The following is a 23,424-nucleotide window of genomic DNA, read 5'->3' as shown; positions in this document are numbered from 1 at the left end:
GCGTGAATCGACCGCAGCATTGGCGTACCACGTCGGAAGGCCTGTCTCCCCGTCAGGCCATCCCTTCTCCCTCTTCCATGTCCCGCCCTTTCCTGCGCAATTCGCTCGCTCTGCGTATTGCCCTGCCGATCGTCCTGATCGCACCGGTCCTTTGGTTTGCCGGTTGCGCGACGCCGCCTGCGCGCCCGCAAGCCGAACCGCTGCCCGACAACGAAGTCGTGCAGACGCGCCCCGGTGCCACGCCGCGCGAAAAGATGATCGAGATTGCCCTGACCGAATGGGATCGGTGGGGGCGCCAGGTGGTGCGCGTCGGGCGTGACGATACGTATTGCGTGGCCGGCGGTGGTTTTCCCGACCAGCCGCAAGGCCGTTGGCTGACAGCCGACGACCCCACGCCTGCCCCGTCGGATGAAGAAAGCGGCACCGACATGCCGCTGCCCAATACCGTTGCCACGCCAGCGGTACCGCCCCCTACGCCTTGCCTGCGCTATCCGGATGGCACAGGCGGTGAAGCCACCGCACGGGGTTGTATGCTGGCCAAGCGCTACTGGGGCATCGTCGGCAAGACACCGACCTGCCAGCAGTTGACCACCGGCGGCTGGGCGTGGTCTGCGGTGTTCATCTCGTGGATCATGCGCAAGGCCGGCTTGCAGAACGATCAGTTCCTGACCGGCGCCACGCATGCGGAATACGTGACCGACGCGCGCGACCATCTGCTCAAGCATCCCGCCTTCGTACTCGAACGCACGCCAGCCGTCCCGCGCCCCGGCGACCTAATCTGCACCGCACGCGGCGCAGATCGCTTCATGACGGACCCGGCCGAGATCCAGGCCGGCAGAACGCCGATGCACTGCGACCTCGTCGTTGAGGTGGACCCCGTGCGCCATGAAGTGAAATCGATTGGCGGCAACGTGCAGCAATCCGCGTCGATGAGCATCACCGAGTTGAATGACGCCAACCAGCTCGATCCGTACACGAACTCGGTCATGCAGTGGTTGGTGATTTTGCGTAACCAGTTGCCCTAGCAGAGAGCGAGCCAACGGATGTAACGTTGTTTGACGCCGGACGCAAATTCATTAACATGTGAATCACTTGAGCGCCGGCAACCCGACCGGCGCATGGCCTCTGCGATCAGGAGACAGGTCATGACGGTGCTTTCGCTTTCACCCGACGCCGGATCGGACATCCAGGCGCATCGCCCAGCCTGGTGTGGCCCACGCGAATGGGCCGCACGCGTAAAGCTGGCGGCGTGCTACCGCATCTTTGCGCAGCTCGGCTGGACCGAACTGATCTACAACCACATCACGCTGCGCCTCCCAGCCGAAGATGACAGCGCAGACGATGGCGCCCCGCATTTCCTCATCAACCCGTTTGGCCTGACCTATGCCGAGGTTTGCGCGTCGAACCTCGTGAAGATCGACCTGCAGGGCAATGTGCAGCGCGCGGCGGGACAGCCGGACTGGCCCGTCAACCCGGCCGGCTTTACCGTGCATGCCGCCATTCACGCGGGCATTGCCGGTGCGCATTGTGTTATGCACACGCACACGACTGCCGGCATGGCCGTGGCCTGCGCGCGCGATGGTCTGTCGATCAGCAACTTTTACGCGGCGCAACTGCACGGCAAGGTGGCGTATCACGACTTCGAAGGCATCACCGTGCATGCAGACGAGGGGCCACGCCTGGTGAAGAACATCGGTGACAAGCCCGCCGTGATCCTGCGCAACCACGGACTGCTGGCCTGGGGCGATTCGATTGCGCGGGCGTTTGCAGTGCTGTGGCTGCTTAACCGCGCGTGCGAGATCCAGCTCGCTTCCACTTCGATGGGACCGGTGCTGGAGATACCCGAGGCGGTAGCGCGCAACTGCACGCGCGATTCACTGCAGTTCAACCCGAACTTTGGCGCGGGCGAAGACGTGTTCGCGGCGCTCACCCGCACCATCGACCGCATCGATCCTTCCTACCGAACCTGATCACATGACGCGTATTTGCATTGTCGGCGCCGGCGCGGTCGGCGGTTATCTTGGCGCGAAACTCGCGCTGTCCGATCAACCTATCAACGTGCTGGCCCGCAGCGCGACGCTTCAAGCGCTGCAAGCCGAGGGGCTGCGCTTGACCGAAGACGGCAATACGCGAACCGTGCCGGTGCACGCGAGTGACGATGCGCGTGCGCTCGGTGTGCAGGATGTCGTGGTCGTTGCTGTCAAGGCGCCCGCCATGGAAAGCGTGGCGCAAACCATCGCCCCACTCATCGGCCCCGAGACCTGTGTGGTGGTGGCGATGAACGGCGTCCCATGGTGGTTCTTTGATCGACATGGCCCGCTGGAAGGTCTGCGCCTGCAATCGGTCGATCCGCACGGCCGTATCGCGCAGGCGATACCAACCAGGAACGTGCTCGGTTGCGTGGTGCATCTGACGTGCTCGACGGCTGCACCCGCGCACGTGCGCCACGGGTTCGGCAAGCGACTGATTCTCGGCGAACCTGCGGGCGGCACTTCACCGCGCCTCGATGCAGTTGGCTCACTCTTTGAACGCGCCGGTCTGCAGATCGAACGCAGCGAGGCCATCCAGTGCGACATCTGGTTCAAGTTGTGGGGCAACATGACCATGAACCCCGTGTCGGTGCTGACCGGAGCAACATGTGACCGCATGCTCGACGACCCGCAGGTGAGTGCGTTCTGTCTGGCCATCATGGAAGAAGCGAAGGCAATCGGTGCGCGCATCGGCTGCCCGATCGAACAGAGCGGTGAAGAACGCAGTGCCGTCACGCGGCAACTTGGCGCGTTCAAGACGTCGATGCTGCAGGATGCGGAAGCCGGTCGCGGGCCGCTGGAGATCGATGCGCTGGTGGCGTCGGTGCGGGAAATCGGCCAGCACGTAGATGTGCCGACGCCGCAGATCGATGCACTTCTGGGACTGGTGCGACTGCACGCCCAGACCCGCGGGCTTTATTGAACCACCGGGCCGGGTTACTGATACGTGAGCGTAAAGGTGGCGCTGCCGTTGGCAACACCGGGCACGATGCTGTTGTCGATTTGCACGTAGCGCGCCTTGAGGGGAATCGCGTAGTCTCCATCGGTATCTGCCACTTGCCATTTGAATAGCTTGGCGAGTTCCAACGGCTTGTCATCGTAGAGAAGTTGGATTGCGACGCCCGTGGCGCTGGTGGCGGCCGCGTCCAGTTTCAGCATGCCCTGCGCGGCGTCATGTGCAGTACCGTCCAACCGCAGATTGATGCTCGTACCCTTGCCGCAGTTCAGAGGAATGTTGAACGCTTGTGTTCGGCCCGGGGGCGAAGTGCCCGGCCCCTTGAACGCACTAATGGGCACGTCGCCAAGTTTCACCGGAATCAACTTGCTGCTCACCGTGCACGACATGACATCGACCTTGAATGCGCCGATATTGATGGTGGACTCCGGCGTGTGCCAAGAAGTCTTGTTGTTGCGGAGGATGAAAGAGCCGACCTGCTTTCCTGACACTGACCCGGCGCCGATGGTTGCGGCCGTCTTGTAGAAGCGAACCAACGCTTTGCCTTGCCTTGGCAGCGCGCTGAACATCCCGTTCACCGCGCAGTAGACGTAGTGGTTCGGGTTGTCGGTGTTCGAACCGGTGACCCAGCGCGTTACGTTGGCGCATGCATCCCATGTGCCCCCCGGGGTCGATATGCCAACGGCATAGCCAATTCCATCAACATTCGTCTTATAGACGCGTTTGCCGTCGAAGTCGGCAACGTATGTTCCATATGCTTTGATGCCGACCTCTTGCCAAGGTAGCTTCGGCTCGGTGTTGGAGCACTTGAAGGTGCTTACGATGTCCGATGCCACCTCTGCAATGACGCTCCCCACGGGAATGTCTCTCTGGATCGCAAGGTCCTTCGGCTGAATCGTGGTGCTGCTCGTAACGGTTTCGCACGTGTACGCAAGGGCACTGCCCGCAGCGAGGCACATCAACGCAGTCAAAAAGCTCCGGTATCCAATGCGCACGTCCTACTCCCGTCATGATTGAGAACAGTGAATGGAAGCACGTGAGCCCTGGCGTGTATGTAGGAACCTTCTTGTTTTGGCGTTAACGCGAGGCGCAGATCAGGGCAGTATCAAAACCTGGGTAGGAGGGAAATCAGCGTGCGTGGCGTACGCACGCTAATCGCAACTTGAGTGAGCCTGCCGCGCCGACTTATTGATACGTCAGCGTAAAGGTCGCGCTGCCGTTGGCAATACCGGGGACGACGCTGTTTTCCGTTTGTACGTACCGCGCCTTGAGCGGGATCGAATACGTACCTTCGGCGTCGGTTGTCTGCCACTTGAAGCGCTTGGCAAGCTCCACGGGCTTATCGTCATAGAGCATCTGGATGGCCACGCCCGTGGCGCTTGAGGCGTCGTTGTCCAACTTCAGCATGCCTTGCGTGGCGTCATGTGCCGTGCCGTCAAGTTGCAGGTTGATGCTGGCGCCTTTCGGGCACGTCAACGGAATACCGAAGCTCTTCGTGCGGCCCTCTGGCGGCGACGTGCCCGGTCCCTTAAACGCGCTGACAGGAACACCTCCCATCGGAACATTGATTGCCGCGCTACCCAAGGTGCACGACAGCTTTTCCACTGCGACGGAGCCAATGCTGAACTGCGCTTCGGTCTGCCAGTAACTTTGGTTGTTCTTCAGGATGAAGGCGCCAACCAGTTGGCCCGACACCGTGCCCGTTCCCGTGCTAGCTGCTGTCTTGTAGAAATTGATCAACGCCTTATGCTGCATGGGTTGCGCGGTGAACATGCCGTTGATCGCACAGTAGAGATAGTGGTTGGGGTTCTCTTTGTTCGTTCCGTTGACCCAGCGTTCCAAGCCTGCAGCACATCCGTTCACCATCCTGATGCCGATGGCATAGCCAACACCCTCAATGTTGGTCTTGTAGACACGCTTGCCATCGATGTCTTTCAGGTAGGTGCCATAGGCCTTGATGCCGGCTTCCTGGTAGGTCAACGCAGGCGCTTCATTGGAACACTTGAAGGTGTTCACCACATCCGACACCACTTGCGTAATGAGTGCACCCTCCGGAAGGTCGCGCTGCACCGAGATCGTAGTCGGCTTGATGGTGGTACTGGTCGAGACTGTGGTGCAAGTGAAGGCAAAAGCGCCCTTTGCAGCGGTTAGCATGAGGCCCGCTGCCAGCCTTGCGCACCATACGCGCATGTGTTGCTCCGGTTCGTTATCGTCGGGCAACATAAAAACACGTGATCCAATGTCTGTGGATAGGATTTGTCCCATTCTGCAAACTCAGCTGTTGCAGACATGGCGTGCGCATATCAACGGCGGCAGGGCAAGGTGAAGCGGTCTGCTGGTTAGAAAGACCAACGCGATCCATCGCCACGACAGCGAGGATCGCGTTGATCAGAACAGCCGAGAAGAAGTGAAGGTGATGCTTACGGCGCAAGCGCGGGATGCTTCAGCGCATGCGCCGTTTCGATCCACTGCTGGTGATACGCCGCATCGTCGCGCTTGAGGCCGAGTTCGCCGTTCTGATACGCCATCGCCAAGGCCTGCACGGCTTCGGGCAATTCGTGTTCAGCGGCGTCCTGGTACAGCGCCAGCGCACGGGCCTCATCGCGCGGCACGCCATCGCCTTCACGATATGCATTGGCCAGCATGAACATCGCGGCCGGAATCTCATGGCGCGCGGCACGATCAAACCAGTGTGCAGCCTGCGCCGTGTCAATGGTGGTGCCGTAGCCGCTGCGATACATCACACCTAAGTAGTACGCGGCCGCAGCGTCGCCCTTGTCGGAAGATTGACGTAGCAAGCGCAGCGCACGCGGGTAGTCGCGCTCCACCCCGCCGGTGCCGAGCAGCAGCGCCTTGCCCAGCGACAACTGCGCGCGCGCATCGCTCGGTGCAGCGGTTTCCAGCCAGCGCATCCCTTCGTTACGCAAAGCGCTGTCGTGCGCGCCGAGCAAGGCTTCGCCCAACGCGGATTGCGCCGGCACTGAACCGCTGCGCGCGAGCTGACGCAACCTCTGCAGCGCCTCGGGCTCCATCGCTTGCACGACCATCGCGCGCCACGATTCCAGCTGCGTGGCATCCACGGCGGGCGCCTGGCGTGCGTGCGACAACCAACCGCCGGCCATCACGACAACCGCCAGCGCGGCAGCTACGGTCAGCATCGGCACCGACTGGCGCGGAGATTCCATCGCCGGTGCGCCGGCCCATGCAGAACGAAGAGAAGGCATGGCGTGGTCCTCTTACTGCGTCAGGTCGATCTGGTACACCGCCAGGCCCTTGCCCGAGCCGTCATCCGCGGCCACCTGCGTGACGTTGGTGATGCCGGCGGCCGTGGCGCTGGCCAACTTGTTGGGCGCCGACGTGAACTGCACCTGCGCCACCGAGCTGGCCAGCTTCGTGAAGCGCCAGCTGCGCTGCGAGCCGTTGGTGGCGCGCTTCACGCTGCCGATCTTCTTGATGTAGCTGATGAGCACGTCACGGTTGGCATCGGGCGACGCATAGATCGTCTTGCTGCCGTCCAGGCCCGGGAAATTGCCGCCGCCGCTAGCACGGTAGTTGTTGGTCGCCACGATGAACTGCGCTGCCGGGTCGAGCGCCACGCCCTTGTACATCAGGTTCTTGATGCGGCTGCCTACCGGTTGCGTGACGTCAATCTCGTACGTCAGGTCCGGCGTGGTGAACATGTCGAAGTTGTAGCCCGGGAACGTGCTCACCAGCTTCTGCACCGTCGCTTGCGTCGGGTCGATGGTGTTGAAGCGCTTGGCCGCCGTCTCCAGCCAGTTCTTGATGTCGGAGCCCGCCACCTTCACCGCGTAGACCGTGTTCGGATACAGGTACAGGTCGGCCGCGTTGTTGATCGCCAGCGGGCCGGCCGCCACGTCGGTGAAATCCGTACCGCCACCAAAGCCGCTCTTGAACGGCGCGCTGACCGACAGCACCGGCAGCGACGCGTATTGCGGCAGGTTCGCCTGGATGTACGCCGACACGTAATCGGCCTGCGCCTGGTTGACGATCTCGATCGCGCCCGGGTCGCCCACGTCGGCAAAGTACGTGCTCATGTTGAAGTCGGTGCTGCCCACCGGCGTCTTCACATAGTTGATCGTCGCCTGGTGCTCGGTGGCAATGGCGGCCGAAACCGTCGGATCAGCGGCTACGTAGGTCTTGTCAGCGTTCTGGATCGAGCGCGCTTCCACCGTGGTCTGCGTCTTGTCGACAGCCCAGTTCGTACCGTTGAACGTCAGGCCGAGCTTGATGACGCCCAGATGCTTGCCCCAGTAGTTCGCCATCACGGTCGGCACGCCATTCACGGTGCCGGCCACCTTATCCACACCCGGCAGGTTGAACTGGCTCACGGTGCTCTTCGCATCCGGGAAGAGCTGGTGCGAGTGGCCGATCAACATGGCATCGATGCCCGGCACGGTGGACAGCCACCAGCTGCCGTTTTCCATCGTCGGCGAATACGTCGAGTTATCCAGCCCGCCGTGCGAAATCGCCACCACCAGATCGGCGCCCTTCGCGCGCATTTCCGGGATGTACTTGGCGGCGGTCTCCTTGATGCCGACGGTGTAGACCTTGCCGTCAAGCCAGCGCTTGTCCCAGCTCGTGATGGTGGGCGGCGTAAAGCTGATGATGCCGACCTTGACCGGCGCGCTGATCGTGCTGCCGTCCGGCGCCGTGGCCGTCACCGTCTTGGTGATGATCGTGTACGGCTGGAACAGCGGCGCATTCGTCTTGGCGCTGATTACGTTGGCCAGCACCTGCGGGAAGTTCGGGCCCGCGCATTTCTTCTGCGTGGCCGGATCGGGCAGGCCATCAACGTTGAACGTATTGCCCGTAACTTGCGACAGATACGGCAGGCCGTAGTTGAACTCGTGGTTGCCGATGCCGCCACCGTCGTACTTGGCGGCATTCATCACCTTGTAGATCGCCAGCGTCTGGTCGCACGTGACGGGGCTGACCATGGCCTGGTAGTCCGACAGCGCGGTGCCCTGGATGGTGTCGCCGTTATCCAGCAGCAGCGTGTTCGGGAACTGCGCGCGCGCTTGGTTGATGAGCGTCGCTACGCGCTCGAAGCCGAGCGAGTTGTCGGCCGCGAGCTTGAAGTAGTCGTACGACAGCACGTTGGTGTGCAGGTCGGTCGTTTCCAGCACGGCCAGCGTGGCCTTGGTGCCTGCAGGGGCGGCGCTGGCGGCAGGCGTGGCGCTGCCGGTGGATGGGCTATCGCCGCTGCCGCCGCAGGCAGCCAACGACATCGACAACACAACAGCAAGCGGCAACGCCGCCGAACACAACGGTCGGACTCGCATGAACTTCTCCCTGAAGTTTATTTTTTGGTCTGCGAACTACGAACTGCTGAATGCGAATTGCTGATGAAGCGAATGACACGCAGACGCGCACGCAGAATCGGGGGAACCGTTTGCGCAACGCGAGAGGACAACAGACTGGGCCGGGGGGCACAGAAGCGGAGAAGTATCAAAAGCGTGCATGACGATGCTGTGACCGTCGCATGACATTTACGCGTGGCCTCGGCAGCGTGGAGAACAGCGCCGGTTGCGGGTCTCAGCCGGATGGCGGAGCGGCGGGGCCAAAAAATCCAAGGCGTTTCGTCAACAACGTTAGAATGAGCCCATTTTTCCGCGTAGCCGTTCTATGTCCCAGAAGAAAGCGCCGCTGTTCGAGATCCGCAGCGGCACCGTCGATGCCCTGCTGCTGTCGCCGCGCACCGCCGACATGGACGCCTTGGCCGCCGAACTCACGCGACGCTTTGCCGACACACCGGAGTTTTTCTCCAACGACGTGATCGCCATCGATGTCCGCCGCCTGGCCGAAGACGAGCGCCTGCCCATCGACCGTTTGGTGGAGACCCTGACCGCGCTGCGTGCCCATGCGATCGGCGTGGTGGCCAGCCCCGAGCAGGCCGAGTGGGCCCAGGCCTTTGGTCTGCCACTGCTAGACAGCCACGGCCGCCGCCCGCGCGGTGAGAAGGACGGCAAGGACGCACAGGATGCGCCCGAGCACGCCCAGGCCGCCGAAGCCCCTGTCCCTTCCCCCGCCGTTCCGCCCGTCGATGCCGTGGCCATGCAGCCCGGCACGATGATCGTCGATCGCCCCCTGCGTTCCGGCCAGCGCATCTATGCGCGCGGCGACCTCGTCGTGCTCGACCTGGTGAGCGACGGCGCCGAGGTGATCGCCGAGGGCAACATCTACGTGTATGCCTCGCTGCGCGGCCGCGCGCTGGCAGGCGTGAAGGGCAACCTGGACGCGCGCATCTTCTGCACGTGCCTGGAGCCTCAACTGATTTCCATCGCCGGCATCTACCGCACCGGCGAAACCCCGTGGCCCGACGCCTACGCCAGCAAGCCTGCGCAGGTCCGGCTCGCGGACAACACGCTGGTTTTCGAACCGTTGCGGATGAAGTGACGCACCCCGTGCGCCGAGCGATTTAACTTTTCGATATACGAGCCATGACCAAGATCATCGTAGTCACCTCCGGCAAGGGCGGCGTCGGCAAGACGACCACCAGTGCGGCGTTCTCTGCCGGCCTTGCGCTGCGCGGCCACAAGACCGCCGTCATCGACTTCGACGTCGGCCTGCGCAACCTCGACCTCATCATGGGCTGCGAGCGCCGCGTCGTGTATGACCTGATCAACGTGATCCACGGTGAGGCCAACCTGAACCAGGCCCTCATCAAGGACAAGAAGTGCGAAAACCTCTTCATCCTCCCCGCCTCGCAAACGCGCGACAAAGATGCGCTCACGCGTGAAGGGGTCGAGAAGGTGATCGAAGGCCTGAAGGAAATGGGCTTCGAATACATCGTCTGCGATTCGCCGGCCGGTATCGAATCGGGCGCGCTGATGGCGATGTACTTTGCCGACGAGGCCATCGTGGTGACGAACCCGGAAGTGTCTTCGGTGCGTGACTCCGATCGCATCCTGGGCATCCTGTCGTCCAAGTCGCGCCGCGCGGTGGAAGGCAAGGAGCCGATCAAGGAACACCTGCTGCTCACCCGCTACAACCCGAAGCGCGTGTCCGAAGGCGAGATGCTGTCGCTGAGCGATATCCAGGAAATCCTGCGCATCAAGCTGATCGGCGTGATTCCGGAATCGGAAGCCGTGCTGCAGGCATCCAACCAGGGCCTGCCCGCCATCCACCTGGAGGGCTCGGACGTGGCCAACGCCTACCACGACGTGATCGACCGTTTCCTGGGCAAGGAAAAGGAACTCCGTTACGTCGAGTACAACAAGCCCGGTTTTCTGCAGCGCCTGTTCGGCGGCGGCAAGTAAGGAGACGCCTCAATGTCGATTCTGTCTTTCCTGCTGGGCGAGAAGAAGAAGACTGCAAGCGTTGCCAAGGAACGCCTGCAGATCATCCTCGCCCATGAACGCACCGGCGGCGGTGCTCCGGCCGACTACCTGCCCGCATTGCAACGCGAGCTGGTGGCGGTGATCTCCAAATACGTGAAGATCGGCAACGACGACATCAAGGTCAACCTCGAGCGCCAGGACAACCTGGAAGTGCTGGAGGTGAAGATCGAGATTCCGCAGGCCTGACCCTCGGCCTGCGTCGTTACCTCACGCGAATGATGCGGCCCGCCGGTGTGTCCGGCGCGGCTGGCATCGGCCCCACATAGGCGGCTCTCGGGCGGATCAGCTGCCCTGCCGCGCGCTGCTCAAGCGCGTGTGCAATCCACCCTGCCGTACGCCCCGCTGCAAACAGGCCAAAGCCGGCACCTTCCGGCAGCGCCAGCACACGCCGGGTGGCCACCAGCGCGAAATCCACCGATGGCCCATCGCCCGTCAATCCGGCCACGGCATCCATCACGGTTTGCAGCCGCTTGCGCACCGCGCCCGTCTTCGGCAACTGCGCTAGGATCGCATCCGCGCGCGGGTCGGCTTTGCGATACAGCGGGTGGCCAAAGCCCGGCAGCGTATCGCCGCGATCCAGCCGTCGGCGCAATGCCGTTGTCACGGAGCGCTCGCTTTCCAATTCGCTCAGCAAGGCCTCCACGCGCGCCGTGGTGCCACCATGCCGGCCACCGGTGAGCGCGGCCAGCCCGGCGCTGACCACGGCGCCCAGGCTGGCGCCGGTCGATGCCACCACGCGCGCCGCAAAGCTCGAGGCATTGAGTTCGTGATCGGCACACAGCACCAAGGCGACGCGGATGGCCTGGGCGGCGTGCGCGTCAACATTCCACGCCGCCTGGCATTGCAGGTGCACGGGCGCGGCATCCGGCTTGCGACCGAGCATGGCGGCAAATACGACGCGCAGCAGCGCCCCGGCATCGCGCGCCGTGCGTGCAGCGTCCTGTCGCCACGCGGCTTCATCCAGCGCCGGCAAGGCAAGCGCGCAGAGCGCCATGCAGCGTTGGCGGATGTCTGCGTATGCCAGCGACGTGAGCGCCGCGTACCAGCTCTTCGGCAACACCGGCGCGGGCGTGTTGAAGGCGGCCGCTTCTTCGCATTGCCACAGCCGCGCCGCCACGGTTTCCAGCGTGGCGTGTTTGGCCAGTTCCAGAGCCGGCATGCCGCGGTAGAACAACTGCCCGTGATCGATGAGCGTGATGGCCGACTCCATCACGGGCAGGCCCCAGTCCAGCGCATGGCGCACCACCTGGCGCGGGCGCCGTCCGCCGGAACGCTGATCTGCGAGCCGTGCCACATCGGCCTCGCGGTAGCGGCTGGCGCGTCCGTCGGGCGACGGGTACGCCGCGAGCAGTCCGCGGCTCACATAGGCGTACAGCGTTGGGCGCGAGACGCGCAGGCGCTCGGCGGCTTCGGCGGCATTGAGGTAAGTGGTCATCAGGCCGGATGCGGTGGGCGGCAATCGAGGTTGATCAGTCTAGTCAATGTTGACGCTATCGGCCGCACAGGACTGTAATGGGCGCACCTCGCTCGCGGAGCCCCGCCATGCCGTCACCCGTTGCTGATGTGGTTGATCCTTCCATGCAGACTGTCAGCGCCACAAGCGCACTCGGCCAGTTGTGGACCGTGCTCGGTCAGCCGGCCGATGTGCTGTCGCGCGCCACGCTCACGGGCGCCGAGCCGGCGCTGCCGTCGTCGTTTGCCGTGGGCACACTGGCGCAGAGCACCATTGCCGCCGCTGCACTGGCGGCCGCACAGGTCGACACGTTGCGCAGCGGAAGGCAGCAGACCGTATCGGTCGACATGCATCATGCCGCGCTGGAATTTCGCTCCGAGCGCTACTTCCGTGTCGACGGGCAGTTACCGCCCGAACCGTGGGACAAGATCGCTGGGCTCTATCGCTGCGGCGATGGCCGCTGGGTGCGCCTGCACACCAACTTTGCGCATCACCGCGACGGTGTGCTGAAGCTGCTCGGCTGCGCGTATGACCGGGCCGCTGTAGCCGCCGCGTTGAACCAATGGCAGGCCGAAGCGTTTGAAGAGGCGGCCGCGCAGGCGGGGATGGTCGTCACCGCTGCGCGCACGTTTGAAGAGTGGGACGCGCACCCGCAAGGCATTGCCGTCGCAAGCCAGCCGCTGATGACGATCGAACGCATTGGCGATGCGCCATCGCGGCAGCTTCCTGCGCATGCCGACGGGCGTCCGCTCTCGGGCGTGCGCGTGCTGGATCTCACGCGCGTGATTGCGGGGCCCGTCTGCGGCCGGACGCTCGCAGCGCATGGGGCGGATGTGCTGCTCGTTACGGCGCCGCATCTGCCGGCCATCCCACCGCTGGTGATCGACACCGGCCGTGGCAAGCGCTCTGCGCAGCTCGACTTGCGCGATGCGGCCGGTGCCGACCAACTCCGCACGCTGCTGCGCGACGCCGATATCTTCGTGCAGGGCTATCGGCCCGGTGGCCTGGCTGCGTTGGAGTTTGGTCCGGAGCAGGTTGCCGCGCTGCGCCCCGGCATCGTCTACGTGAGCCTGTGCGCATACGGCTATGACGGCCCCTGGGCCAATCGCCGAGGCTTCGATTCGCTCGTGCAGACCGCCAGCGGTTTCAACTGGGCCGAAGCGCAAGCGGCCAGCGATGCCAAGCCACGCCCGCTGCCCGCACAGGCACTCGACCACGGCGCGGGCTACCTGATGGCGGCTGGCGCCATGACTGCGCTCGCACGCCGCATGACAGAAGGCGGCAGTTGGCACGTGCGTGTGTCGCTCGCCCAGACGGCGCACTGGCTGCGCAGCTTCGGCCGCATGGCCAACGGGTTCGATGCGGCCGACCCGCGCTATGAAGATATCGGTGCGTATCTGGAAACGTCGCCGTCTGGTTTTGGCGCGCTCACGGCGCTGCGCCACGCGGGGCAGCTCTCCGACACGCCGCCGCACTGGACGCTGCCGAGCGTGCCCCTGGGGACGCATCCCGCGCGGTGGTAGGATTCGCGCCTACCGTTTTCTCTGCCCGCGCCTGATACTCCGGGCGCACATGGCCCGCCGATGCTCAGTTACCGTCACGCCTTCCACGCCGGCAATCACGCCGATGTCCTCAAGCACGCCGTGCTTGTGCAGATGCTCGATTACCTCACGCAGAAGGACAAGCCGTTCTGGTACATCGACACGCACGCCGGTGCCGGCCTCTACGCGCTGGACCACGAATGGGCGCAGAAGAAGGCCGAATTCGATACAGGCATTGGCCCCTTGTGGCGCGCGGCTGAGGCGGGCGAAACGCTGCCGCCCCTGCTTGATGCGTACCTCGACCGGGTGCGTGAGCTGAACCCCAACGGCGAACTCAGGCACTACCCCGGCTCGCCGTGGCTGGCGTGGCAGATGCTGCGCGACGCCGATCGCCTGCGCCTGTTCGAGCTGCACAGCTCCGAAATCAAGGTGCTGTCCAACAACTTCCGCGGTGCAGGCCGCAAGGTCATGCTGTACGACGGCGATGGCTTTGCCGGCATCAAGGCGATCCTGCCGCCGCCGCCGCGCCGCGCGCTGGTGCTGATCGACCCTTCGTTTGAAGACAAGCAGGATTACGCCCGCACCGTGCACGCGCTGCAGGACAGCCTGCAGCGCTTCGCCACCGGCATGTATGCGGTCTGGTATCCGCTTGTGCAGCGGCGCGAAGCCGCGCAGTTTCCCTCGCGCCTGAAGCAGTTGCGCCCCAAGGATTGGCTGCACGTCACGCTCACCGTCAGGCACCCGGTCGAGGGTGGCCTGGGCTTGCACGGCAGCGGCATGTTCATCGTCAACCCGCCGTGGACGCTGAAGGCGCAATTGCAGGAAGCCATGCCCACGCTGGTGCGCCTGCTCGGCCAGGACGACGGCGCCAAGTTCATGCTGGAAGGCGAGTCGAGCTGACGCGGCCGCCTCGGCCGGGCCGTACGCCTAGAGATTTTCGGGCGCGGTCTGCGCCGGATGCGATGCCAGCGGATAGTTCTCCAGATCCGCGGCAACCTGGGCGATGCGAGCAGCCGCCTGCGTGACTTCCCGTACGCCGCTTGCGCCCAAGGTCCGCGCCGTTTGCGTGGCATGGATTTCCTGACGCAACGGTGCCATCCGGGGTTCACCGGTGCGTATCCGTTCCTTCGCCTGCCGCACGAGGCGTCGGTTCTTCGGTGCCAACTTGGCAGCGTCCGGTGCTGCAGACATCTTCTGGCTGACGCGTGCTGCGAATTCGCTGGAGATGACCGGCGTGACGGCAAAGACTGCACCGTCCCGAAGCCGGAAATCAGGGCCCAGATGCTCCATCGCCACATGCAGATTCGTTTGCATCTGCTGGTGGTGATCGCGCTGCAGTTCGCTCATGTCCGCATGGGCCTTGGCACCCGTACTCTGGTCGTATTCGCGCTCGATCCCGACGTCGCGCTCGCCGCCAGCAAACTCACCATCCACCGCGAAAATGGCGGGGCCTTTGCCCCACGGGTCCATGACGAGGTCGTGGTCGGGGTCGCGCCCCCTGGCGGCGTGCCATTGCGCCCAGCGGTGGTCGATTGTCGTGCTGCCCACGGCATACGCGTATTCGCCGCTGCCCAGCTTGGCGGCATGCAGAAACGCCGCCACGTTGGCATGTTCGCCGCAGTTGCCGGCCTGCGCCGCCATGGCGCTCGCCGCGATGCTGACCCCTGGACCGTAGTTGGATCGAAGCTGTGTCCTCACGACACGGCCGGCCACCGCCCGGATCGTGCTCTGGCCGTTGCTGTCATGGATATCGTCGACGACATTGCCGCGGCCATGCGACAGGGCTTGGCGGGTCTCCATGACGGTTTCGTTCGCGCGCACGAGCCGGTCCAGTTGTCGGCCTTCAACGGGGCGGCCGTCGGTCTGCCGCGCGTGTACATAACCGCCCAGTTGGCATTCGCCATCGGACAGCGCCCTGCGCGTATCGGGCTCCAAGGCCTTGATCTCGACCTGCCGCTCACGCATGCGTTGGGCAGCAAAGCTGGCCAAGCCCTGCAACGTCACTGGCGCACGGCGTGGCGCGTGGGCGGCCGGATCGGCCGGGCGGCTGGTTGATGTGGAGGCGTGTTCTTCAGCCGGCGGCGTCGGACGGAGGCAGCTTAGGATCGATCGCAATGGGGACGGCATGGGCAGCTCCAGCTCCTGTGGTCCGCCGGATACGCGGCGGCGCAGGCAGATTACGGGCGTGCTGCCCGGCAATAGCGGCGGGAGCCGAAAACCTGGCGCGATGGGCGAAGCAGCCATGTCACTCCCCTGCCACATGCCCGTGCTACCTAGTCGGGCTTAGACTTGCACTGCGTTGTCCATGCGCAGCGCCCCCCCCTCGGCAACATCGGCAATATCCGCAAGATCGGCAGGAGCAACACACCATGAGCGAACGCGACGCAGCCCGCCAGGCGCGCCTGCAGGAAGACCTCCTCGACACGCTTGACGAAGAGCTGGAGATGGAAATCGACGACCACCTGCTCGGTGGCGGCGAAGGCATCAGCGACGAAGCGCGCGAAACGCGGCGCATGTACTTTCGCGAGCTGTTCCGCCTGCAGGGCGAGCTGGTCAAGCTGCAGGACTGGGTGATCGAGACTGGCCACCGGCTGGTGGTGATCTTCGAAGGGCGCGATGCCGCCGGCAAGGGCGGCGCCATCAAGCGCATCACGCAACGGCTGAACCCGCGCGTGTGCCGCGTGGCTGCACTGCCCGCTCCCACCAACCGCGAACGTACGCAGTGGTACTTCCAGCGCTATGTGGCGCACCTGCCCGCCGCCGGCGAGATCGTCCTGTTCGATCGCAGCTGGTACAACCGCGCCGGCGTCGAGCGTGTGATGGGTTTCTGCACCGACGAGGAATACGACGAGTTCTTCCGCTCCGTGCCCGAGTTCGAAAAGATGCTCGTGCGCTCGGGCATCCAGATCGTCAAGTACTGGTTCTCGGTGACGGACGAAGAGCAGGAAGTGCGGTTCCAGAGCCGCATCGATGATCCGCTCAAGCAGTGGAAGCTGAGCCCGATGGATCTGGAGAGCCGCCGCCGCTGGGAAGCCTATACGCAGGCCAAGGAGGCGATGCTGGAGCGCTCGCACATCCCCGAATCGCCGTGGTGGGTGGTGCTGGCCGACGACAAGAAGCGCGCGCGCCTGAACTGCATCCACCATCTGCTGGGCCAAGTGCCTTATCACCCGGTGCCGCATCCGCCGGTATTGCTGCCCGAGCGCGTGCACCACGCCGAGTACATCCGCCACCCGGTGCCGGAAGAGATGATCGTCCCGAACGTGTACTGATCCGGCGTGGCGAGAACTACACCGTCGGGCGGATCTCAAAACCGGGGACCGGCGCCTCATGCTCTCCCGTGACCACCTCCAGCTGCGTGACCAGCGCACTGTCCGGACCCTCCCACATCCATTCCCGCATGCTGAGCACATGGGCCTCGGGTCCGGCCAGGAATGCCTCGACGGCGCCGTCGCGGCGGTTGCGTACCCAGCCGCGCAACCCCAGCAGGCGCGCGCGGTCCGCACAGGCAGCGCGGTAGCCGACACCCTGCACGCGGCCCTGTACGGTAACGATCACTTGCGCAATAACGGACATGGCGGGCCTCCGGTGCAACACGGCAGGAGATGTGTTGGGTAAAACATGACAAACCGGCGCTGTCGCATCTCTGTCACATTTCTGGAATGTGACGTCGTCAGACTGACAACCGCGCGGCGGGCTCTGACGTTACGCAAGGTAAACTAGGCGGCTTGCCGCCGGGTGCCAAGCAACGCTTGCGCAAAAGCACTGCGCCCAGCCCCGTAGTACGCCATGCCATGTATTGCGCCTGGGCCTTTGGCCTTGAGGCGCCCGAATTTCGTCCGCGGTTTCCGTCCCGGTTATCCAAGATGCAGCAGAACGACAACGAAACCACCATCCGGGGCCGTTTGGGTACCACCTTCGGTACCAACTTTGGCGTCAACTTCGGCCACCTGCTGACGGCGCCGCCCAACCGGTTTGACCTGGCGCTGCTGCCGATCATCCTGGCCGCCATCGTGCTCGTGGCCTATGCCGCCAAGCAGATGAACGTGCCCTACACGCCCGGCGAGCACCTGGACGTGAGTCTGGACATCATTGAGCTGCCCTATTACCTGCTGCGCACCAGTATCCGGATGCTGCTGGCGCTGGGCGCGTCGCTGGCGTTCTCGTTTGCGTTTGCCGCCATCGCTTCCAAAAACCGCACGGCTGAGAAGGTGATGGTGCCGGCGCTGGACATCCTGCAATCGATTCCGGTGCTGGGTTTTCTGTCGATCACGGTCACGGGGTTCATCGCGCTGTTTCCGGGCAACCTCGTCGGCGTGGAATGCGCGGCCATCTTCGCCATCTTCACGTCGCAGGCGTGGAACATGGCGTTCTCGTTGTACCAATCGTTTCGCACCATCCCGACCGACCTGGAAGAGGCCGCCACGGTGTTCCGCCTGTCCAAGTGGCAGCGCTTCTGGCGCCTGGAAGTGCCGTTCGCCATGCCGGGCCTGCTGTGGAACATGATGATGTCGATGTCGGGCGGCTGGTTCTTCGTGGTGGCGTCGGAAGCCATCTCGGTGTCGGGCCACGACATCAAGCTGCCGGGCATCGGCTCGTACATCTCGCTGGCGATCCAGCAGCAGAACCTGCCGGCCATCGGCTGGGCCATCCTGGCCATGCTGATCGGCATCATCCTGTACGACCAGCTGCTGTTCCGCCCGCTGATTGCCTGGGCAGACCGCTTCCGCTTCGACACGATGTCGTCAGAGCGCGAGCCGCAATCGTGGCTGCTTGACCTGCTGCGCCGCTCTGAGTGGGTCAAGGCCCTCCTTGAGCGTACCGCCGCGATGGCCGAGCGCACGCTGTCCTGGGGTGCCGAACGCACGCGGCCCACGGCCGCTGGCGGCAACGGGTTCCTCCCGCGCTTCCCGTGGTCGCACCGGATTGCCGATGTCGTCATCATCCTGGCCGCACTGGTGGCGGTGGCGCACGTGCTGCAGTTCGTGCGCTCCGAGGTGGGCTGGGCCGAGGTCGGCCACGTCTTCTGGCTCGGCTTCCTGACCATGGTGCGCGTGATCCTGCTGATCGCGCTGGCCGCGCTGGTGTGGGTGCCGATCGGCATCCGCATCGGCCTGAACCCGAACGTGGCGCGCATTGCGCAGCCGGTGGCGCAGTTCCTGGCGGCGTTCCCGGCCAACCTGATGTTCCCGCTGGCGGTGATGCTCATCGCGCGCTTCGCGCTCAATCCGGAAATCTGGCTGAGCCCGCTGATGATTTTCGGCACGCAGTGGTACATCCTCTTCAACGTGATTGCCGGCGCGTCGGCCATCCCGACCGAACTGAAGCTGGCCGCACGCAACTTCGGCCTGCGCGGCTGGCTGCTGTGGAAGCGCTTCCTCATCCCCGCCGTGTTCCCCAACCTGCTCACGGGTCTGGTGACAGCCGCTGGCGGGTCATGGAACGCCAGCATCGTGTCGGAATACGTGTCCTGGGGTGACCGCACGCTGGTGGCAACGGGCCTGGGCAGCTACATCGCCGAGATGACATCGAAGGGCGACTTCCCGCGCATTGCACTCGGGATTGCCGTGATGAGCCTGTTCGTGGTCGGCTTCAACCGGCTGCTGTGGAACCGCCTGTACGACATCGCGCAAGAGCGCACCCGCCTGTAAGAACATGCTCATGATCCTGCTGCGCACCCCGATCTTGACCCTGCGATGCTCGCCGTACGCATGTATGGCTGCGCGTCTCGGGCCAACCTCGGGGTGCTCGCTGCGGATCCCGGGCACGTTCCAAGACGACCTATTTAGCTGAGAACACACATGGTTACCACCAGCACCCATAGCCAGAGCGCTGAAAGCGTCATGGAGCTGCGCGGCGTCTCGAAGATCTTCCGCACCGCAGACCACACCGACCGTGCCGTGCTCGAAGGCGTGGACCTCAACCTGCGCCAGGGCGAGATCGTCGCCATGCTGGGCAAGTCGGGCTCGGGCAAATCGACGTTGCTGCGCATCATGGCGGGCCTGGTGCGCGCCGATCGCGGGCAGGTGCTGTTTCGCGGGCGCGAGTACAGCGGCCCCGTGCAGGGCATCGCGATGGTGTTCCAGTCGTTTGCGCTGTTTCCGTGGCTGACGGTGCAGCAGAACGTCGAGCTGGGCCTGGAAGCGCAAGGCGTGGCCAAGGCCGAGCGGGAAGAACGCGCTGAACAGGCCATCGACCTGATCGGCCTGTCGGGCTTCAACAGCGCCCTGCCCCGCGAACTCTCTGGCGGCATGCGCCAGCGTGTGGGCATTGCGCGCGCGCTGGTGACCGAGCCCGACCTCCTGCTGATGGACGAAGCGTTCTCCGCGCTCGACGTGCTGACCGGCGAGAACCTGCGCGACGAAATGCTCGACCTGTGGGAAGACCGCCGCACCAACATCAAGAGCATCCTCATCGTCTCGCACAACATTGAAGAAGCGGTGATGATGGCGGACCGCATCGTCATCCTCTCGAGCGATCCGGGGCGTATCCGCGCCGAGGTGCGCGTGCCGTTCCCGCGCCCGCGCAACCGGGATTCCGCCGCCGTGCGCAACCTCATCGACGAGGTGTACGGCCTCATGACCTCGCCGGAGCGCGTGGGCGTGCATGTGGGCGTGGAGCCCGCGGCCGAGCAGCTTGCCTACCGCCTGCCCGATGCCGAGATCGGCCAGATGGAGGCCATTCTCGACCTGCTGGTCGAGGCGCCGTTCAACGGCCGTGCCGACCTTCCGCACCTGGCAGAAGAAGCCGGCGTGACCGACGACGATCTGCTGCCCGCGTGCGAAGCGCTTGCCCTGCTGCAACTGGCCACCATCGAACGCGGCGACATTATCGTCACCCCGTTCGGCAAGACCTACATGGAAACCGAACCGCCCGAGCGCAAGGTGCTGTTCGGCCAGAAGCTGCTGGAGCGCGTGGCCCTGGCCGCGCACATCCGCGCCGAGCTGGACGCTAACGAAGACGGCGAGATCCGCGAAGAGCACGTGCTGCGCGAGCTGGAGGCGTACCTCAAGCCCGAAGAAGCCGAGCGCGTGCTCAAGATCGGCATCGAGTGGGGCCGCTACGGCGAGGTGTATGAGTACGTCTACAACACCGGCATGCTGACCCTGCCCCGTGAAGAGCGCGAGGAACGCGAGGAGCGTGAGGCGCAGGAAGGTGGGGATAATGCGGGCTGAGGCAGCCGTGAGCAGCAAGAGTGCTCGCCTCGTGTTCCACGGAACACCCCACTGCTCTGCATGAGCAAACTCTGATCTGTTCTGCCTCTGCCGCCCATTGCTTCAATAGGCGGTGGCGCCGTATTCGCGGTGCTGCTTTTGTGCCATGCGAGAAAGCGGCCGAGGACTGGGACCCCCGGCGGTAACCGACAAGGACTAAGGACAAGTACTTGCCGCCACTCTCGTGTGGCCGCTCCCCCTTTATGGGCGAACCCGGTAGGGACGGCTTTACACCGATCGAGCGCTACCGCTCACGTTCCAGCCTTGCTTGTACTCGCCCACCCTCTCCCCGCGTGGCGACCTTCCTCAAGCGTGCTGAACAGCGACCATCGCGTTCACGACGGCCTTCGCCAAGATCAGAACCACAACGATTGCGTTTGGAACCCTCCCCATGGCGTTCGGAACCCAATGGGATGGCGTTCAGAACGCGATAGGGTCGCGTTTCAGACGCATCAGATTCGGTTCTGAACCTCTTACATGGCGTTCCGAACGCGAAATGTCGGGCCACAAACGTCACGCATGAAGTTTTGAACGTGAAGGTGTCGCGTCCGGAACTGTATTGGCGTGGTCCTGAACACCCTCTGCATCAGCATTTTCTGAAAAGCGCTGGCTGGCATTGCGTACGGCGTGGGCAGCGTCCACTCTCGCGCAGTCATGCCCCTAAGGCATGACGCTGCCAACCCGTAACAGAGGAATGTGATGTCGCAAAACCTGATTTCATTTCAGATCAGTGCAACCGATCTGGCCGCCGTGGACGGCGCGCTGAAGACGCTGGAAGACAAGCTCACCGGCTTGATCGACCTGACCATCGAACAGCGTCGGTTTCTGACCAAGATGGGCGGCAAATCCGAAGCGTTTGCCCGCACGGCGGTCGAGGTGCTCGGTGCCAACCCAAACGTGCTGCCCGCCAACTTCAACATTGCAGAGCTGCGCCGCGATCTGGCGGCGTTCGACCTGTTGCGCAGCCGCGTGATGCGCCTGGGCCGCATTCACGAACGGATGGCCGATTCGCAACTGGCGCTGGGCAGCGACGTAATGAACGCTGCCTTGGAGGGGTATGCCTTCCTCAAGGTGGCCGGCCACGGTGAGGGGCTGGATGCCGCCCGCAAGGAACTGTCGGTGCGATTTGCCAAACCGTCGAGGAAAAAGGAGGACGCGGTAGGCGTGGAGTAAGGCTGCCTGCGCAAGGAAAACCGCCGCAAGGCGGTTTTCTGCTGAATCCGACTGAAGAATCTAAAGAGGGGCACTCGAAATGAGCACGTCAGACAAGAAGATACATCTCTAGTGCGGGATGAAATTGAGACTGATTAAGGCGATTTTTATCCTATTGGTCATTGCTCTTGTTGCTCAGTACGCTTTCTTTGTCAGAAGTCGGATATATGCGAATGAGTGCAGAAAAGAGGTGGATGACCTTCGTCGATATATTGGCGAGGTTTGCTATCTTCCTTATCGAGACGGTGCGTTGTTCAGGCTGTATGACGCAAAAACAAATAAGCTAGTCGCGGAGAGGACATATAGTGATATCTACCCCCAAATGCTCTTTGATGGTGACCGTGTTTATTACCATCTTGGAGTCTCTCCTGAGGAGTACGTACCGCTGCCGCCGACATTGCTAGATCGCCTCAGAGCCAAGCTCCCATGATCAACAAGTGGTGAGGCGCGGAGCCCGCTGCGACGGGCCACAATCGAACGCGGCGTAAGTGCGCGTCGCTGCTGACGTAAGAAGAGCCGCTCGATGCGGCTCTTTTTCATAGTCGCGACAGTTTGTAACCCCCGTCAACGCCACCGCGAACCACGCCGTTTTGCGTGGGCGGCCATCCATTTACGCGAGCCCGCTCGTCCCAGCCTTCCCTCGCCAGCCGTCCTTTGCCGTCCCGTCCCGGAGGTCGAAATGCGTCGCGCGTACGTTCGAACGTTGTTAGCCGTTTCGCTGGCCGTCGGTGCAGGCTTCGGCCTGGTGCATGCAGCCCGCGCCTGCGAGATCCCTGCCCCAGTGCGGACGATCGATCCCCCAGGCTTTTACGACGACGCAGCGGGCTATGCGCGCGACGTGAAACCAATGCGCAATTTCATCGCGCACCTCAACGCCTCAGCCGACAAGGGCGATTGGACGTGCGCCCTGAGCCAGCTTCGAACCTGGGCCGAAGCGGACGCGCTGATGGGCAAGATTTCCGGCTATCAGGGCCACTACGAGCGGTCGTGGGCGGGAACAGATTTCGCCATGGTGATCCTGCGCATGCCGAGCGACATCCGCAAGCGAAACCAGGCGCAGCTCGATGCCATCGCACCGTGGCTCGAACGCATCGCGATCGCCACCCGTAACGCAGAGGCGATCAACCATCTGCATAACAACCTCGTGTACTGGGCCGGGCTCAACCTGATTGCCACCGGCACCGCAACCGACAACAGCTACCTGATCAACTCCGGGCTGCTGCGCGTTCGCGAGGGCATTCGCGATATCGGCCCGGACGGCGCGCTGGCACGCGAGGTCAAGCGCGGCGATCGGGCGTTGCACTACCACACGTTCGCGCTCATTCCGCTGGTGTTTGCCGCAGAGCTGGTGCAGCGGCGGCATATCGACCTGTACCGGGAGAACGACCACGCCATCGGCCGCCTGGCGAACCTTGTGATCGATGCGGTGGTCGATCCGGCGAGCTTCGAAAAAATCACGCCGATCAAGCAGGCGCTGTTTCCGTGGACCTTCCAGGATGAGCTGTGCTGGATGGAGCCCTACTACGCCCACGTGCGAGACCCGCGGCTGCCTGCGCTGATTGCACCGCGCCGCCCGTTTGCGGAATGGCGGCTCGGCGGCAACGTTACGGCGGCGTGGGGTGCAGAACTGCCCGGTCATTGAGCGGGCCGGGCAGTGT

General features: G+C 63.8%; 20 protein-coding genes. 13 read left to right on the top strand and 7 right to left on the bottom strand.

Features of this window, described 5'->3' with window-relative positions:
- Positions 1–77: 77 nt before the first annotated feature.
- The 3 genes from ACTJK4_RS01595 to ACTJK4_RS01585 all read left to right on the top strand — a co-directional run bounded on the left by ACTJK4_RS01595 (position 78) and on the right by ACTJK4_RS01585 (position 2,952).
- Positions 78–1,025: a DUF2272 domain-containing protein gene (locus ACTJK4_RS01595; protein WP_260803602.1), complete on the top strand. Its 948-nt coding sequence runs from the start codon at positions 78–80 to the stop codon at positions 1,023–1,025.
- A 120-nt stretch (positions 1,026–1,145) separates the two neighbouring features.
- The gene (locus ACTJK4_RS01590; protein ID WP_260803603.1) at positions 1,146–1,970 is read left to right on the top strand and encodes a class II aldolase/adducin family protein; all 825 of its coding nucleotides are present in this window, start codon (positions 1,146–1,148) and stop codon (positions 1,968–1,970) included.
- Positions 1,971–1,974: 4 nt separating this feature from the next.
- Positions 1,975–2,952 (top strand): 2-dehydropantoate 2-reductase, encoded by a 978-nt coding sequence (locus tag ACTJK4_RS01585; protein WP_440815563.1) that lies wholly within the window; start codon positions 1,975–1,977, stop codon positions 2,950–2,952.
- A gap of 14 nt (positions 2,953–2,966) precedes the next feature.
- On the opposite strand, the gene ACTJK4_RS01580 is transcribed toward ACTJK4_RS01585, so the two are convergent.
- The 4 genes from ACTJK4_RS01580 to ACTJK4_RS01565 all read right to left on the bottom strand — a co-directional run bounded on the left by ACTJK4_RS01580 (position 2,967) and on the right by ACTJK4_RS01565 (position 8,288).
- Positions 2,967–3,980, bottom strand: a complete 1,014-nt coding sequence (locus ACTJK4_RS01580) for a fimbrial protein (RefSeq protein ID WP_440815560.1) — start codon at positions 3,978–3,980, stop codon at positions 2,967–2,969.
- Positions 3,981–4,170: 190 nt separating this feature from the next.
- On the bottom strand, positions 4,171–5,250 hold the full coding sequence (locus tag ACTJK4_RS01575; RefSeq protein ID WP_440815558.1) for a fimbrial protein: 1,080 nt from the start codon (positions 5,248–5,250) through the stop codon (positions 4,171–4,173).
- Between the two features lie 155 nt (positions 5,251–5,405).
- Positions 5,406–6,209, bottom strand: a complete 804-nt coding sequence (locus tag ACTJK4_RS01570) for a tetratricopeptide repeat protein (RefSeq protein WP_440815555.1) — start codon at positions 6,207–6,209, stop codon at positions 5,406–5,408.
- Between the two features lie 12 nt (positions 6,210–6,221).
- Entirely contained in the window at positions 6,222–8,288 is a 2,067-nt protein-coding gene (locus ACTJK4_RS01565) for a bifunctional 2',3'-cyclic-nucleotide 2'-phosphodiesterase/3'-nucleotidase (RefSeq protein ID WP_440815552.1), read from the bottom strand.
- Between the two features lie 343 nt (positions 8,289–8,631).
- Here ACTJK4_RS01565 and minC point away from each other — a divergent pair, with 343 nt between their 5' ends.
- From minC to minE, 3 genes are read left to right on the top strand one after another with little or no spacing between them, the layout of a single operon-like run.
- A complete protein-coding gene (minC, locus tag ACTJK4_RS01560) occupies positions 8,632–9,402 on the top strand; it encodes a septum site-determining protein MinC (protein ID WP_322016957.1) in 771 nt (256 codons plus the stop codon).
- 44 nt (positions 9,403–9,446) lie between these two features.
- Entirely contained in the window at positions 9,447–10,265 is an 819-nt protein-coding gene (minD, locus tag ACTJK4_RS01555) for a septum site-determining protein MinD (protein WP_232041433.1), read from the top strand.
- 12 nt (positions 10,266–10,277) lie between these two features.
- Positions 10,278–10,532: a cell division topological specificity factor MinE gene (gene minE, locus ACTJK4_RS01550; protein ID WP_147214336.1), complete on the top strand. Its 255-nt coding sequence runs from the start codon at positions 10,278–10,280 to the stop codon at positions 10,530–10,532.
- Between the two features lie 16 nt (positions 10,533–10,548).
- On the opposite strand, the gene ACTJK4_RS01545 is transcribed toward minE, so the two are convergent.
- Complete coding sequence (locus ACTJK4_RS01545; RefSeq protein WP_440815548.1) at positions 10,549–11,781, bottom strand: citrate synthase family protein; 1,233 nt, start codon at positions 11,779–11,781, stop codon at positions 10,549–10,551.
- Between the two features lie 107 nt (positions 11,782–11,888).
- Here ACTJK4_RS01545 and ACTJK4_RS01540 point away from each other — a divergent pair, with 107 nt between their 5' ends.
- Positions 11,889–13,322: a CoA transferase gene (locus ACTJK4_RS01540; protein WP_440815545.1), complete on the top strand. Its 1,434-nt coding sequence runs from the start codon at positions 11,889–11,891 to the stop codon at positions 13,320–13,322.
- A 60-nt stretch (positions 13,323–13,382) separates the two neighbouring features.
- Entirely contained in the window at positions 13,383–14,240 is an 858-nt protein-coding gene (locus ACTJK4_RS01535; protein WP_343619819.1) for a 23S rRNA (adenine(2030)-N(6))-methyltransferase RlmJ, read from the top strand.
- 27 nt (positions 14,241–14,267) lie between these two features.
- Here ACTJK4_RS01535 and ACTJK4_RS01530 read toward each other — a convergent pair whose 3' ends face one another.
- On the bottom strand, positions 14,268–15,467 hold the full coding sequence (locus ACTJK4_RS01530; protein WP_440815541.1) for an AVRPPHE avirulence protein: 1,200 nt from the start codon (positions 15,465–15,467) through the stop codon (positions 14,268–14,270).
- A gap of 242 nt (positions 15,468–15,709) precedes the next feature.
- Here ACTJK4_RS01530 and ppk2 point away from each other — a divergent pair, with 242 nt between their 5' ends.
- Positions 15,710–16,612, top strand: a complete 903-nt coding sequence (gene ppk2, locus ACTJK4_RS01525) for a polyphosphate kinase 2 (RefSeq protein ID WP_232041438.1) — start codon at positions 15,710–15,712, stop codon at positions 16,610–16,612.
- Positions 16,613–16,628: 16 nt separating this feature from the next.
- Here ppk2 and ACTJK4_RS01520 read toward each other — a convergent pair whose 3' ends face one another.
- The gene (locus ACTJK4_RS01520) at positions 16,629–16,916 is read right to left on the bottom strand and encodes an acylphosphatase (protein WP_232041439.1); all 288 of its coding nucleotides are present in this window, start codon (positions 16,914–16,916) and stop codon (positions 16,629–16,631) included.
- Between the two features lie 290 nt (positions 16,917–17,206).
- On the opposite strand from ACTJK4_RS01520, the gene ACTJK4_RS01515 reads away from it, so the two are divergent.
- From ACTJK4_RS01515 to ACTJK4_RS01500, 4 genes are all read left to right on the top strand, one after another.
- Entirely contained in the window at positions 17,207–18,991 is a 1,785-nt protein-coding gene (locus ACTJK4_RS01515; protein ID WP_232041440.1) for an ABC transporter permease, read from the top strand.
- Positions 18,992–19,141: 150 nt separating this feature from the next.
- On the top strand, positions 19,142–20,515 hold the full coding sequence (locus ACTJK4_RS01510) for an ABC transporter ATP-binding protein (RefSeq protein ID WP_232041441.1): 1,374 nt from the start codon (positions 19,142–19,144) through the stop codon (positions 20,513–20,515).
- 738 nt (positions 20,516–21,253) lie between these two features.
- Entirely contained in the window at positions 21,254–21,727 is a 474-nt protein-coding gene (locus ACTJK4_RS01505) for a hypothetical protein (protein WP_260798525.1), read from the top strand.
- A gap of 718 nt (positions 21,728–22,445) precedes the next feature.
- Complete coding sequence (locus ACTJK4_RS01500) at positions 22,446–23,408, top strand: mannuronate-specific alginate lyase (protein ID WP_440816821.1); 963 nt, start codon at positions 22,446–22,448, stop codon at positions 23,406–23,408.
- Positions 23,409–23,424: the final 16 nt, after the last annotated feature.

The sequence above is a fragment of the Ralstonia sp. 22111 genome (assembly GCF_052045895.1).
Lineage (GTDB): Bacteria > Pseudomonadota > Gammaproteobacteria > Burkholderiales > Burkholderiaceae > Ralstonia > Ralstonia wenshanensis.
The sequence above is the reverse complement of the archived record's forward strand: the minus strand, read 5'-3'. Positions and strand labels throughout refer to the sequence as shown.

Coding starts and splice junctions, on each gene's coding strand:
- minC (WP_322016957.1), top strand. CDS start 8,632: ATGTCCCAGAAGAAAGCGCCGCTGTTCGAGATCCGCAGCGGCACCGTC.
- ACTJK4_RS01570 (WP_440815555.1), bottom strand. CDS start 6,209: ATGCCTTCTCTTCGTTCTGCATGGGCCGGCGCACCGGCGATGGAATCT.
- ACTJK4_RS01520 (WP_232041439.1), bottom strand. CDS start 16,916: ATGTCCGTTATTGCGCAAGTGATCGTTACCGTACAGGGCCGCGTGCAG.
- ACTJK4_RS01515 (WP_232041440.1), top strand. CDS start 17,207: ATGCAGCAGAACGACAACGAAACCACCATCCGGGGCCGTTTGGGTACC.
- ACTJK4_RS01530 (WP_440815541.1), bottom strand. CDS start 15,467: ATGCCGTCCCCATTGCGATCGATCCTAAGCTGCCTCCGTCCGACGCCG.
- minE (WP_147214336.1), top strand. CDS start 10,278: ATGTCGATTCTGTCTTTCCTGCTGGGCGAGAAGAAGAAGACTGCAAGC.
- ppk2 (WP_232041438.1), top strand. CDS start 15,710: ATGAGCGAACGCGACGCAGCCCGCCAGGCGCGCCTGCAGGAAGACCTC.
- ACTJK4_RS01505 (WP_260798525.1), top strand. CDS start 21,254: ATGTCGCAAAACCTGATTTCATTTCAGATCAGTGCAACCGATCTGGCC.
- ACTJK4_RS01500 (WP_440816821.1), top strand. CDS start 22,446: ATGCGTCGCGCGTACGTTCGAACGTTGTTAGCCGTTTCGCTGGCCGTC.
- ACTJK4_RS01575 (WP_440815558.1), bottom strand. CDS start 5,250: ATGGGACAAATCCTATCCACAGACATTGGATCACGTGTTTTTATGTTG.
- ACTJK4_RS01540 (WP_440815545.1), top strand. CDS start 11,889: ATGCCGTCACCCGTTGCTGATGTGGTTGATCCTTCCATGCAGACTGTC.
- minD (WP_232041433.1), top strand. CDS start 9,447: ATGACCAAGATCATCGTAGTCACCTCCGGCAAGGGCGGCGTCGGCAAG.
- ACTJK4_RS01545 (WP_440815548.1), bottom strand. CDS start 11,781: ATGACCACTTACCTCAATGCCGCCGAAGCCGCCGAGCGCCTGCGCGTC.
- ACTJK4_RS01510 (WP_232041441.1), top strand. CDS start 19,142: ATGGTTACCACCAGCACCCATAGCCAGAGCGCTGAAAGCGTCATGGAG.
- ACTJK4_RS01565 (WP_440815552.1), bottom strand. CDS start 8,288: ATGCGAGTCCGACCGTTGTGTTCGGCGGCGTTGCCGCTTGCTGTTGTG.
- ACTJK4_RS01535 (WP_343619819.1), top strand. CDS start 13,383: ATGCTCAGTTACCGTCACGCCTTCCACGCCGGCAATCACGCCGATGTC.
- ACTJK4_RS01585 (WP_440815563.1), top strand. CDS start 1,975: ATGACGCGTATTTGCATTGTCGGCGCCGGCGCGGTCGGCGGTTATCTT.
- ACTJK4_RS01590 (WP_260803603.1), top strand. CDS start 1,146: ATGACGGTGCTTTCGCTTTCACCCGACGCCGGATCGGACATCCAGGCG.
- ACTJK4_RS01595 (WP_260803602.1), top strand. CDS start 78: ATGTCCCGCCCTTTCCTGCGCAATTCGCTCGCTCTGCGTATTGCCCTG.